11 protein-coding genes are annotated in these 12,439 nt (G+C 73.4%); 3 read left to right on the top strand and 8 right to left on the bottom strand.

Going from position 1 to position 12,439, the window contains the following annotated elements; all coding sequences use genetic code 11:
• Positions 1 to 47: 47 nt before the first annotated feature.
• The 4 genes from ACIRRH_RS00680 to hrcA form a co-directional block, all read right to left on the bottom strand.
• On the bottom strand, positions 48 to 3,311 hold the full coding sequence (locus ACIRRH_RS00680) for a PDZ domain-containing protein (protein ID WP_403059670.1): 3,264 nt from the start codon (positions 3,309 to 3,311) through the stop codon (positions 48 to 50).
• A gap of 96 nt (positions 3,312 to 3,407) precedes the next feature.
• A complete protein-coding gene (locus tag ACIRRH_RS00675; RefSeq protein WP_403059667.1) occupies positions 3,408 to 4,157 on the bottom strand; it encodes a 16S rRNA (uracil(1498)-N(3))-methyltransferase in 750 nt (249 codons plus the stop codon).
• A 78-nt stretch (positions 4,158 to 4,235) separates the two neighbouring features.
• On the bottom strand, positions 4,236 to 5,378 hold the full coding sequence (gene dnaJ / locus ACIRRH_RS00670; RefSeq protein ID WP_403059664.1) for a molecular chaperone DnaJ: 1,143 nt from the start codon (positions 5,376 to 5,378) through the stop codon (positions 4,236 to 4,238).
• A gap of 75 nt (positions 5,379 to 5,453) precedes the next feature.
• A complete protein-coding gene (gene hrcA, locus ACIRRH_RS00665) occupies positions 5,454 to 6,488 on the bottom strand; it encodes a heat-inducible transcriptional repressor HrcA (protein ID WP_403059661.1) in 1,035 nt (344 codons plus the stop codon).
• 288 nt (positions 6,489 to 6,776) lie between these two features.
• Here hrcA and htpX point away from each other — a divergent pair, with 288 nt between their 5' ends.
• Positions 6,777 to 7,697 (top strand): zinc metalloprotease HtpX, encoded by a 921-nt coding sequence (gene htpX, locus ACIRRH_RS00660; protein WP_403059658.1) that lies wholly within the window; start codon positions 6,777 to 6,779, stop codon positions 7,695 to 7,697.
• Positions 7,698 to 7,719: 22 nt separating this feature from the next.
• Positions 7,720 to 8,304, top strand: coding sequence for a hypothetical protein (locus ACIRRH_RS00655; RefSeq protein ID WP_403059655.1), 585 nt, complete (start codon positions 7,720 to 7,722; stop codon positions 8,302 to 8,304).
• A gap of 13 nt (positions 8,305 to 8,317) precedes the next feature.
• Here the strand turns inward: ACIRRH_RS00655 and ACIRRH_RS00650 are convergent, their stop codons facing one another.
• Together ACIRRH_RS00650 and ACIRRH_RS00645 are read right to left on the bottom strand one after the other, a co-directional pair.
• Complete coding sequence (locus ACIRRH_RS00650; protein ID WP_403059652.1) at positions 8,318 to 8,980, bottom strand: hypothetical protein; 663 nt, start codon at positions 8,978 to 8,980, stop codon at positions 8,318 to 8,320.
• 132 nt (positions 8,981 to 9,112) lie between these two features.
• On the bottom strand, positions 9,113 to 9,724 hold the full coding sequence (locus ACIRRH_RS00645) for a hypothetical protein (RefSeq protein WP_403059649.1): 612 nt from the start codon (positions 9,722 to 9,724) through the stop codon (positions 9,113 to 9,115).
• A gap of 40 nt (positions 9,725 to 9,764) precedes the next feature.
• On the opposite strand from ACIRRH_RS00645, the gene ACIRRH_RS00640 reads away from it, so the two are divergent.
• Entirely contained in the window at positions 9,765 to 10,598 is an 834-nt protein-coding gene (locus tag ACIRRH_RS00640; protein ID WP_403059646.1) for a DUF3097 domain-containing protein, read from the top strand.
• On the opposite strand, the gene ACIRRH_RS00635 is transcribed toward ACIRRH_RS00640, so the two are convergent.
• Positions 10,589 to 11,146, bottom strand: a complete 558-nt coding sequence (locus ACIRRH_RS00635; RefSeq protein WP_403059643.1) for a Uma2 family endonuclease — start codon at positions 11,144 to 11,146, stop codon at positions 10,589 to 10,591. The genes ACIRRH_RS00640 and ACIRRH_RS00635 overlap by 10 nt on opposite strands.
• A gap of 40 nt (positions 11,147 to 11,186) precedes the next feature.
• Positions 11,187 to 12,416: a radical SAM family heme chaperone HemW gene (gene hemW, locus ACIRRH_RS00630; protein ID WP_403059640.1), complete on the bottom strand. Its 1,230-nt coding sequence runs from the start codon at positions 12,414 to 12,416 to the stop codon at positions 11,187 to 11,189.
• Between the last annotated feature and the right edge of the window lie 23 nt (positions 12,417 to 12,439).

The raw sequence follows: 12,439 nt of genomic DNA, 5'->3' as shown, positions 1-12,439 counted from the left end.
CGGACGCCCTGCTCCGGTTTTCCCGCTCCGGAGGTCAGGCCGCCCCGCTACGCCCAGGGCAGCGGCGGCGCCGTACGGGCCGGGGTCTCGGCGAGCTTCGCCAGGGCGAGCCGCACGCCCTCGGCCAGCTGCGGGTCCTCGCCGGCCACCCAGTGGTGCGGGGCGAACGGCACCTCGACGTCCGGGTCGACGCCGTGGTTCTCCAGGCCCCAGCCGTAGTTCTCCACCCAGAACGCGTACTTGGGCTGGGTGACCAGGGTGCCGTCGACCAGCCGGTAGCGGCTGTCGATGCCGATCACCCCGCCCCAGGTGCGGGTGCCGACCACCGGGCCGATCCCGAGCGCCTGGACGGCGGCGTTGACCACGTCGCCGTCCGAGCCGGTGAACTCGTCGGCGAGCGCGACCACCGGGCCGCGCGGGGCGTCCGCCGGGTAGGGCACCGGGTGGTCGGTGTCCCGGATGACGTCCCAGCCGATGATCCGGCGGGCCAGCTTCTCGATCACCAGCTGCGAGGTGTGGCCGCCCCGGTTCCCGCGGACGTCGACGACCAGGCCCTCCCTGGCCATCTCGCTGCTCAGGTCGCGGTGCAGCTGGGCCCAGCCGGCCGTCTGCATGTCGGGCAGGTGCAGGTAGCCCAGCCGCCCGCCGGACAGCTCGCGCACCGCGGCCCGCCGCCCGGCCACCCAGTCGTGGTAGCGCAGCGCCTCCTCGTCGGCGAGCGGGACGACCACCGGGTGGCGCCGGTCGGTGCCGTCCTTGCCGGCCACGGTCAGCTCGACCGGCTGCCCGGCGGTGCCGGCCAGCAGCGGGGCCGGGCCGGTGACCGGGTCCACCGGGCGGCCGTTGACGGCGAGCACCGCGTCGCCCGGGCGGATCGCGGCGCCGGGCGCGGCCAGCGGCGAGCGGGCCCTGGGGTCGGAGGACTCCCCGGGCAGGATCCGGGCGATCCGCCACTGCTCGCCGTCCCGGACCAGGTCGGCGCCGAGCAGGCCTTGGCACCGGGCCGGCTCGGTGTACCGGCCGTACGGCAGCACGTAGGCGTGCGAGGTGCCGAGTTCGCCGTGCACCTCCCAGAACAGGTCGACCAGTTCGTCGTGCGAGCCGACCCGCTCGACCAGCGGCCGGTAGCGCTCCAGCACCCCGGCCCAGTCGACGCCGGAGAGGTCGGGGCGCCAGAAGTTGTCCCGCATCAGCCGGCCGTTCTCGGCGAACATCTGCCGCCACTCGGCGGCCGGGTCGACGGTCACCCGCAGCCGGGCGAGGTCGACGGTGGTCTCCTCGTCGTCGCCGCCCTTGTGGTCGGCCGGGACGATCCGCAGCTCGCCCTCGTCCAGCACGGCCGCCCGGGTGCCGTCCGCGCTGACCGCGAAGTCGTCCAGGCCGTGCACCAGCTGCTCGACCCGGCGCTTCCTCAGGTCGAAGCGCTCCAGCACCGGGCGGGGCCGGTCGTCGTCCAACGAGGCGGCCTCGTCACCGAGTTCGCCCATCAGCGGGGCCCTGGTCCAGAGCACGCCGTCCTTGGCGGCGGCCAGCTCCTCGAAGCGGCCGCCCTCGACCGGGAAGGGCACGATCCGGTCGGCGATGCCGTCCAGGTCCACCCTGGTCACGGGCGCGGCGTCGGCCGATGCCTCCTCGCCGTCCGCCTTCCTGGCCTTCGGCTCGTCCTCCTCCCCGCCGAGCGGGCGCCCGGCCCGCTGCGGCCCGAACGGAGAGGGCGTGTCGGCGGCCAGCGTGACCAGGTAGGGGCGGCAGCCGTTCGGGAAGGACAGGTCGAAGACGTGCGCGTCGTAGACCGGGTCGAAGTTGCGCACCGACAGGAAGGCCAGGTAGCGGCCGTCCGCGGTGAAGGAGGGCGAGGTGTCCACGAAGCGCGGCTGGGTGACCTCGCCGACCGTCCGGGTGGCCAGGTTGGCCAGCACGATCTGGCGCAGCGAGTGCGGGCCCATCCCGCGCACCGGGCGCGACCAGGCCAGCCAGGCCGAGTCCGGGCTGAAGGCCGGCCCGCCGGGCTCGCCGTCGGTGCTGCGGTCCAGCTCGTGCACGGCGCCGTCGGCCAGCGCGACCAGCAGCACCCGGCCGTCGTGCACGCCGAGCGCGGCCTGCTTGCCGTCCGGGGAGACCGCCAGCGAGTTGACCCGGCCGAGCTGCCCCGCGGCCAGCCGGCGGCGCTCGGCGCCGTGCAGGTCGGGGGCGTACTCCAGGGCGTCCTCGCCCTCGGCGTCGGACACCCACAGCACGCCCTGGGCGCCGTCCTCGCCCGGCACCACCCGGACCAGGCGCCCGCGCACGCCCGGGGTCTCGTCCAGCACCCGGGCCGGGCCCTCGCGGTGGGTCAGCCAGTGCACGCTGCCGCGCACCACCACGGCACTGCCCCGGCCGGTGCGGTCGGGGGCGACGGACTCCAGCCAGTGCGCGGCGGGCACCGGGCGGGGGCGGCGCCCGGCCCGCGGGCCGGCCGGCCGGACGTCGAGCCGGCGCGGCTCGGCGCCCTCCAGGTCGTCCAGCAGCCAGAGGTCGCCGGCCCGGTGGAAGACCACCCGGGTGCCGTCGGTGGTGGCGTTGCGGGCGTAGAAGCCGTCCGGGTCGGCGGTGTGGCGGCGCAGGTCGGTGCCGTCCGGGCGGCTGGACCACAGTTCGCCGACGCCCTCGTGATCGGACAGGAAGGCGATCCTGCCGCCCTGCCCGCCCTCCCCGGCCACCCACAGTGGCGAGTCCAACTGCCCGTCCAGCTCCGCGTGGACGCGGGCGAACTCGTCCCGGCCGAGCCACAGCTTGCCGGCCCGCCCGCCCCGGTACCGCTTCCACCAGGCCGGATCGAGGCCGGTGACGCTGTTCAGGAGCACCCGGTCCCCGCCCGGCTCGAAGGCGAGCCCGCCGACCGGCCCGTACGGCAGCCGCTGCGGCTCGCCGCCGTCCAGCGGCACGGCGTGCGCCCAGGTGCGGCGCGAACTGGCCTCACCGGCGCTGGTGACGGCGATCGGGCTGCCGTCGGCCGTCCAGCCGATCACCCGGGTCCGGTTGCTGCCCCAGTGGGTGAGCCGACGCGACGGGCCGCCGTCCACCGGCACCACGTGGACCTCGGGGGCGCCGTCCCGGGTGGAGGTGAAGGCGAGGTGCCGCCCGTCCGGGGAGAACCTCGGGTGGTGGACCGGCAGGTGGTCCGCCGTCAGCCGCCAGGCCCGGCTCCCGTCCAGCGGGGCGAGCCAGAGGTCGTCCTCGGCGACGAAGGCGACCAGGTCGCCGTGCAGGTGGGGATGGCGCAGGTAGGCGCCCGCCGAGGTGCTCGGGGAGGTGCTCAGGGAGTCCGTCACCCGGCCAGCCTAGGCAGGTGCGCGTACGATCCGCGCCGTTTTTCCCAGACTCCCGGCACCACCCGCGGACGGCGGCCGGGGCCGCCCCGGCCGCCGTTACGACCAGCGGCCGGTACGCCCGAGCAGCAGCGCGCCGGCGGCCACCCCGGCGGTGGAGGTGCGCAGCACCGAGGGGCCCAGCCGGTACGGCTTGGCGCCCGCCTCGGCGAACGCGGCCAGCTCCTCCGGGGAGACCCCGCCCTCCGGGCCGACCACCAGAAGAAGGTCGCCGCGCTCCGGCAGCCCGGCATGCGCCAGCGGCTCGGCGCCCTCCTCGTGCAGCACGGCGGCGAACGCGGCCTGTGCCAGCACCGGTGCCAGCTGCCTGGTGGTCATCGGCTCGCGGACCTCGGGGAAGCGCAGCCGGCGGGACTGCTTGCCCGCCTCCCGGGCCGTGGCCCGCCACTTGGCGAGCGCCTTGGCGCCGCGCTCGCCCTTCCACTGGGTGATGCAGCGCGAGGCGGCCCACGGGATCACCACGTCCACGCCGACCTCGGTCATGGTCTCCACGGCCAGCTCACCGCGGTCGCCCTTGGGCAGCGCCTGGACCACCACGATCCGCGGCGCGGGCTCCGGCTCCCGGCGCACGGCGGCGACCGTCACGTCGATCGCGTCCTTGCCGAGCACCTCGGCGACCGTGCCGTCCACGCCGAGCCCCAGCCCGTCGGCCAGGGTCACCGCCTCGCCCGGCTCCAGCCGCTTCACCGCGGCCGCGTGCCGCCCCTCCGGGCCGTCCAGGCGCACCACGGCCCCGGGCACGGCGGCGGCGATCCGCTCGGTCTCGACGACGAAGACGGGCGCGGTCATGACGGAGAACCTCCAGGAGTGGGACGGAAACACGGAAGAGGTGCCGGGGGCCTTCCCCCGGCACCCCTCCGCGGACGGCTACCGGCCGTTAAAGGCGTCCTTCAGCCGGGAGAAGAGGCCCTGCTGGCCCGGCGCGAACTGGCCGGCCGGCCGCTCCTCGCCGCGCAGCACCGCGAGGCGGCGCAACAGCTCCTCCTGCTCGGCGTCGAGCTTGCCGGGCGTCTTCACCTCGACATGCACTATCAGGTCGCCCCGGCCGCCACCGCGCAGGTGGGTGATGCCCCGGCCGTGCAGCGGGATCGACTGGCCGGACTGGGTGCCGGGCCGGATGTCGACCTCCTCCAGGCCGTCCAGGGTCTGCAGCGGCACCTGGGTGCCGAGCGCGGCCGCCGTCATCGGGATGGTGACGGTGCAGTGCAGGTCGTCCCCGCGCCGCTGGAAGATGGTGTGGGCGGTCTCGGCGATCTCGACGTACAGGTCGCCGGCCGGGCCGCCGCCGGGGCCGACCTCGCCCTCGCCGGCCAGCTGGATCCGGGTGCCGTTGTCGACACCGGCCGGGATCTTGACGGTCAGGGTGCGGCGGGCCCGCACGCGGCCGTCGCCGGCGCACTCCGGGCACGGGGTCGGCACGACGGTGCCGAAGCCCTGGCACTGCGGGCAGGGGCGGGAGGTCATGACCTGGCCCAGGAAGGACCGGGTGACCTGGGAGACCTCGCCCTTGCCGCGGCACATGTCACAGGTCTGCGCCGAGGTTCCGGGGGCCGCGCCCTCGCCGCTGCAGGTGGTGCAGGTGACGGCGGTGTCGACCTGGAGCTCCTTGGTGGTGCCGAAGGCGGCCTCCTCCAGGGTGATCTCCAGCCGGATCATGGCGTCCTGGCCGCGGCGGGTGCGCGAGCGCGGGCCGCGCTGGCCGGCCGCGGCGCCGAAGAAGGCGTCCATGATGTCGGAGAAGCCGAAGCCCGCCGCGCCGGCGCCGAAGCCGCCCGCACCGCCGCCGCCGCCCGGGGACAGCGGGTCCCCGCCGAGGTCATAGACCTGACGCTTCTGCGGGTCGGAGAGCACCTCGTAGGCGGCGTTGATCTCCTTGAACCGCTCCTGCGTCTTCGGGTCCGGGTTGACGTCCGGGTGCAGTTCGCGTGCCAGGCGCCGGAACGCCTTCTTGATCTCGTCCTGCCCCGCATCCCGTCGGACGCCGAGTACCGCGTAGTAGTCCGTGGCCACCAAATGCTCCGCTTGTTCCGCCTGTAGTAGTGCTGCGACTGGACGCCCCCGTTAGATTTCTAACGGCGGCCTTTGCTAGGACTCGGCCAGGATCTGGCCCACGTACCGCGCCACCGCTCGCACCGCCCCCATTGTGCCCGGGTAATCCATCCGGGTCGGACCGATCACACCCAGTTTGGCCACGCTCTCGTCGCCCGAACCGTAGCCGACCGAGACGATCGAGGTGGAAGTCAGCCCCTCGTAGGTGTTCTCCCGCCCGATCCGGACCGTCATCGCGGCGTCCGCGGTCTCACCCAGGAGGCGGAGCAGGACGACCTGCTCCTCCAGGGCCTCCAGCACCGGCTGGATGGTGAGCGGGAAGTCGTGCCCGAAGCGGGTCAGGTTGGCCGTGCCGGCCAGCATGATCCGCTCCTCGTTCTGTTCGGCGAGGGTCTCGAACAGCGTCGCCAGGACCGTGCTGACGGTCGGCCGGTCGACCTGCTCGAAGTGCGCCGGGAGTTCCTCCAGCAGTCCGGGGACCTCCGGGAGGCGCCGGCCGGTGGCTCTCGCGTTGATCCGGGCCCGCAGGTCCGCCAGCACCGTCTCGCCGACCGCGCCCGGGCAGTCGACCATCCGCTGCTCGACCCGACCGGTGTTGGTGATCAGCACCAGCATCACCTTGGCCGGGGCCAGCGCCACCAGCTCGATGTGCCGGACGGTGGAGCGCGACAGCGAGGGGTACTGCACCACCGCGACCTGCCGGGTCAGCTGGGCGAGCAGCCGCACGGTGCGGGCGACCACGTCGTCCAGGTCGACCGCGCCGTCCAGGAAGTGCCGGATGGCCCGGCGCTCGGGGGCGCTCATCGGCTTGATCTCGGCGAGCTTGTCGACGAAGAGGCGGTACCCCTTGTCGGTCGGGATGCGGCCGGCACTGGTGTGCGGCTGGTGGATGTAGCCCTCCTCCTCCAGCGCCGCCATGTCGTTGCGGACGGTCGCCGGCGACACCCCGAGGTTGTGCCGCTCCACCAGGGCCTTGGAACCGACCGGCTCCTCGGTGCCCACGTAGTCCTGCACGATCGCGCGGAGCACGGCGAGCTTGCGGTCGTCCAGCTGGCGGACCTCACCGGCCATGGGGCACGCACCTCCGTCTTCGCACGTTGTCCGACTGTGTCCCTTGCTGCTGCGGGCCGCTCCGGAAGGCCCCGGCCTTGGCACTCTGAACACGCGAGTGCCAAATCCGTACCTGCCAGTGTAAGGCCCGGGTCCTACGGCAGGAACGGCCCGACCGGGGTGATCCTCCCCGCAGTTCCGCCCACGGCCCGCGGGGCGCCGACGGTTCGATCCTCCCGGCGCCGGGATGGTGCCGGGAGGCCGTCCGGGTGGCAGCATCGATATCGACGGCGAACGGAGGAGCAAGCGATGTCGAGCTCGGGCCAGCACACCCGTTTCGCACCTGATCGCGGCCTGACCAGCCGCATGGTCGCGACGATGTTCGTGATCGGGCTGCTGTACGTCGGTTTCACGGGCCTGCTGATCGCGCTTCTGCGCGGCGCCTGGCCACTGATCGTCCTGCTGTCCGGCGGGCTGTTCGTCGCCCAGTTCTGGTTCAGCGACAAGATCACCGAGCGGGCGATGGGCGCCCGCCAGGTGTCCGCGGAGCAGTTCCCCCAGCTGCACGGCACCGTCGACCGGCTCTGCGCCCTGGCCGACATGCCCAAGCCCCGGGTGGCGGTCGCCGACAACGACATGCCGAACGCCTTCGCCACCGGCCGCAACCCGCAGAACGCGGTGGTCTGCGTGACCACCGGACTGCTGCGCCGGCTGGAGCCGGAGGAACTGGAGGGCGTCCTCGCGCACGAGCTGTCGCACGTCGCCCACCGGGACGTCGCGGTGATGACGATCGCCGGCTTCCTCGGCGTCCTCGCCGGGGCGATGACCCGGATCGCGATGTACGGCGGGTTCATGGGCGGCGGGCGCAACAACAACGACCAGAACGCGGCCATCGTGGCCCTGATCATCCCGCTGGTGTCGATGGTCGTCTACGCGATCAGCTTCCTGCTCACCCGGCTGCTGTCCCGCTACCGCGAGCTGGCCGCCGACCGCGCCGCCGCCCAGCTCACCGGCCGGCCCAGCGCACTGGCCGCGGCCCTCACCAAGGTGACCGGGCAGATCGCGGCCATCCCCACCGAGGACCTGCGCAAGTCGCAGCCGTACAACGCCTTCTACTTCGCCCCTGCGCTGAGCGCCCGGGAGACCGCCTCGCAGCTGTTCTCCACCCACCCGACGCTGGAGAAGCGGCTGGCGCAGCTGGCGAGGATCTCCGAGCAGCTCGGCCACTGACCCCCGATGTGAAAGGACCGCCGTGGGAATCCTGGACGCCCTGTTCGGCCGCACCAAGCCCGTCAAGCCCGACCTCGACCAGCTGTTCGGCGTGCCGTCCGCCGCGCTCACCCTGGAGGCCGGGGCCGGGTTCACCCCCACCGGGCTCGGCTCGGTCTGCTTCGCCGCCGTCGAGGGCGCGGCCTTCGTCCAGGTCGAGCAGCAGGTCCGGGCGCTGCTGGACGCCGACACCGAGCGCGGCGGCGTCCCGGTGGAGGCCTCCAGGGACGGCTACGGCTACTCCTGGCTGCTCGCCCGGCACCGGCCCGAGGAGCTGCCGGAGCTGGTGAACGACCTGCACGCGGTCAACAGCGAGCTGGAGGCGAACGGCTTCGGGCCGCAGCTGCTCTGCTCGCTCGTCGCCTTCCGCGACCCGCAGGGGCGGTCGCTGGCCCTGGTCTACCTCTACAAGCGGGGCACCTTCTACCCCTTCGCCCCGATGCCGGGCGGCGGGGAGAAGCGCAACAGCCCGCTGGAGCTGCAGGTCAACGCGATGCTGGGGAACGATCTGCGGCTGGAGAAGGACCTGAGCCGCTGGTTCCCGGTCTGGGGTGCGCCGGGTCTGTGACGGTGCGCGGGTGTCAGCCGCCGGTGGTCGAGCGGTACGCCTTCACGGCGGCGGCGAGGACCTCTTGGGTGTCCGTGGACGGCTTCCGGCCGGAGGAGTGCTGCACGACGAGGATCACGTCGCCCTGGCGGACGAAACCGGTGACCTTCTCGAACGGTTTCGAGCCCCCGGGGAAGGTCGAGGTGAAGTGGATCAGGAGGCTCTCGTCAGCCGGCACCCCGGCCGGCGTGACGGCCGCGGTCTCCCGGATCTTCGTGCCGTCCGTGAGTGTGGTGGTGAAGGAGGCGCAGCGCTTCGCGGCGCCGCGGATGGCGTCCATGACCTCGGCCGCTCGGCCGGGCGCGTAGCGGTCGAGCGACTCCCGGCCGAACCAGCCGTCGTCCTCGCCGCTGGTCGGCGGCCGTTCCAGGCCCACCGCCACGTTCTCCAGGGGTGGGGCGTGCGTCGTCGTGAAGGAGTCGACCTCGAGTTCGTCGCACCGAAGCGAGGCGATGGGGACGGGCGTGGCCGAAGCGGCGGTGGACGTCGGGTCGACCTCCACCGTGTTCAACCGGAACCCCCGGGGAAGCCGCTCCTGGGTCAGCAGGCCCGCACGCAGCCCGTCCTGCAGCGGCGCCCGACTGGAACTCGCAACGCTCTCCGGCCGGGCCTGCGAGTCGGCGGAGCACGCCGACACGCCGAAAACCACCAGAACGGCCCCACCCACCGCGCAGTGACGTGTGCGCACTGATCCACCCCCAGGATTCGTGATCGCCCGCACTCTCCCACATGTGCGCTCCCGGCTCTCACGTCCTCAGCACGCCGTCCGCTACAGCAGTCCGATGAGGAACCGGACCGCCAGGACGGAGCCGAGCAGCAGGAACCCGCCCAGGAGCCACAGCCCGACCGTCCAGGCCAGATCGGCGAGCCGGTCCCCGACGGTTCGCGGGGCCCCGTCCCAGGGGTCGCCGGGCCCGCCCCGGAAAGGTTCCGGGGCGGGAAGCGGGCCCGCGAGGTCCAGGCGCATGTGCTCCTCGGAGCAGTACGTGCGGTAGAGCACCTCGGCGGACCGGCGGTCGATCTCCAGGGCCAGCCACCCCTCGGGCAGCTCCAGACCCCCGCGGTCCGCCGTCCTGGGCTCCGTCCGGCCGCAGACGTCGCACAGCTCCAGGTCCTGGTCGTCCCCCGGTTCGTCCCGCTCCGGCACCCCACCACCGACGGCCTCGGCCGGTGCGGTGGCTTCCGCCGCACCGGCCGCCCCGGCGCCCCCGGTACTCGCCAGTTCCGACACGACGTACAGCACGAAGGCGGCCCCGAGGGCGGCCACGGCGGCGCCGGTGTACTGCGGCCAACAATCCTTCGCGAGGCCGAAGGCCGCCCCGGAGAGCACGAGGAACAGGAAGGTCCCGGCCCGGACGGCGCGGGAGTGGAAGCGGTGCATGCGGTGATCATGCCAGTGCCCGATCCCTATGATCACCCGTATGCGCAGCCGCCAGTACGGACCCGACCTGACCCCGCCGTGGAAGAAGCAACAGCCCGCCCCGGAGGTGCCCGCCGAGCGGGACCTGGTGGTCGAGGAGGCGGCGACCGGCTTCTGCGGGGCGGTGGTGCGCTGCGAGAGGACCGCCGAGGGCTTCACCGTCACCCTGGAGGACCGGTTCGGCAAGCACCGGGTGTTCCCGCTGGTGCCGCGCGGCTTCCTGCTGGAGGGCAGGGTCGTGACCCTGGTCCGCCCCACCGGCCCGGCGGCGCCGCGCACCCCGGCCCGCACCGCCTCCGGCTCGATCGCCGTCCCGAACGCCCGCGCCCGGGTCGCCCGGGAGTCCCGCATCTACGTCGAGGGCCGGCACGACGCCGAGCTGGTCGAACGGGTCTGGGGCGACGACCTGCGGATCGAGGGCGTGGTCGTCGAGTACCTGCGCGGCATCGACGACCTGCCCGCGATCGTCGCCGACTTCGCCCCCGGCCCGGGCCGCCGCCTCGGCGTCCTGGTCGACCACCTGCTCCCCGGCACCAAGGAGCACCGCATCGCCGCCCAGGTCACCGGCGACTCGGTACTGGTCGTCGGCCACCCCTACATCGACATCTGGCAGGCCGTGAAGCCCGCCTCCGTCGGCATCCCCGCCTGGCCCGCCGTCCCCCGCGGCGAGGACTGGAAGGAGGGCACCTGCCGCCGCCTCGGCTGGCCGGTGGACACCCCGGCGGCCTGGAAGCACATCCTCTCGAAGGTGAACTCCTACAAGGACCTGGAGCCCGAACTGCTGGGCCGGGTGGAGGAGTTGATCGACTTCACGGCCCTGCCGGGTCAGGAGTAGGTCTGGAACTCGGAGGTGTCCAGGGTGATGTCGAGCAGGTCGACCTGAATCGGATCACCGAATTTGGTGGTCCGCTCGGACCAGTACACCGGGGCACCCGAAGCCGTGTCGGTGGTCAGATCCGTGAGGAGCACGCACACGCCCTTGAGCGGATCGACGATGAGGTACGCCGGGATCCCGCCCTGGGCGTACATCTCACGCTTGGTCCGGTAGTCCCGGTGCGCGCTGGTCCTGGAGACCACCTCGACCACAACGGTCACCGCGGAGGCGGACAGCAAACGGCCCGCCTCCGGGACGACACCACGCTCGAAGACGACCAGATCCGGCTGGGGTTCGCTGGCCTCGCCGGAGATGATCAGATCCTGGGTCTGAAGCGCCCGCCATCGGGCGTAGGGGGTCTGGTGCTGAATCGCGGAGACGATGAGGTTGTGGACCATGTCCGGCCCGGCCATCATCACGATCTCCCCCCTGATGAGCTCGGCCTTGACGCCTTCCGGAACCTCCAGGTTCTCGAAGATTCCCATCATCCGATCATCGATGGCGGTCATAGCGCGCTCCCTCCGACGGCTGACCCCACGTTAACGACAATCAGTCCACCAGGTCACGCACGACCGCGTCCGCCAGCAGCCTCCCCTGGAGGGTGAGGGCGGCGCGCCCCTGCTCGTAGGGGCCGGCGGCGAGCAGGCCGTCGGCGAGGTGCCGGGCGGCGGACTTGCGGCCGGTGTCGGTGAGGAGGTCCAGGGGGATGCCGTCGACCAGGCGCAGTTCGAGGAGGATGCGCTCGACGCGGCGATCCTCGTCGGCCAGCACCTCGCGGGCCAGGGCCGGGGTGCGGTGCTCGGCCAGGGCCCGGGCGTAGGCGGCGGGGTGCTTGGCGTTCCACCAGCGGACGCCGCCGACGTGGCTGTGGGCACCGGGGCCCGCGCCCCACCAGTCGGCGCCGGTCCAGTAGAGCTCGTTGTGGCGGCAGCGGCCCTCGGGGGTGGTGGCCCAGTTGGAGACCTCGTACCAGGAGTAGCCGGCGGCCCCGAGCGCCTCCTCGGCGATCAGGTAGCGGTCGGCGTGCACGTCGTCGTCGATCATCGGCAGTTCGCCGCGCTTGACCCGGGCGGCGAGCCGGGTGCCCTCCTCGACGATCAGCGAGTACGCGGAGACGTGGTCGGGCCCGGCGCCGATGGCGGCGTCCAGGGAGGCCCGCCAGTCGTCGTCGGACTCGCCCGGGGTGCCGTAGATCAGGTCGAGGTTGACGTGCTCGAAGCCGGCCGCGCGGGCCTCGGCCACGCAGGCCTCGGGGCGGCCCGGGGTGTGGTGGCGGTCGAGCAGCCGCAGGACGTGCGGGCGGGCGCTCTGCATGCCGAAGGAGAGCCGGTTGTAGCCGCCCTCGCGCAGTTCGGCCAGGTACGCCGGGTCCACCGACTCCGGGTTGGCCTCGGTGGTGACCTCGGCGTCCTCGGCGAGCCCGAACTCCTCGCGGATCGCGGCAAGCATCTTCACCAGGTCGCGGGCGGGCAGCAGGGTCGGGGTGCCGCCGCCGAGGAAGACGGTCCGCACCGGGAGGTCCGTCTCCCCCAGCACCTTCCGGGCCAGCCGGATCTCGGCGACCACGTTGTCCGCGTACGTCTCCTGCGAGGCGACCGCCCCGGAGGATCGCAGCTCGGTGGCGGTGTAGGTGTTGAAGTCGCAGTAGCCGCAGCGGCTGGCGCAGTACGGCACGTGCAGGTAGAAACCGAACGGCCGCGAGCCCAGCCCGTCGAGGGCGTGCGCGGGCAGGGAACCGTCGGACGGCACCGGTTCGCCGTCGGGAAGTGCGGAGGGCATGAGCCCATTGTCCCGTACGACCC

This window comes from Kitasatospora sp. NPDC101235, assembly GCF_044767505.1.
In the GTDB taxonomy this organism is placed as follows: domain Bacteria; phylum Actinomycetota; class Actinomycetes; order Streptomycetales; family Streptomycetaceae; genus Kitasatospora.
Note: the sequence above shows the minus strand (reverse complement) of the source record. Positions and strands in the feature narration are given on the sequence as shown.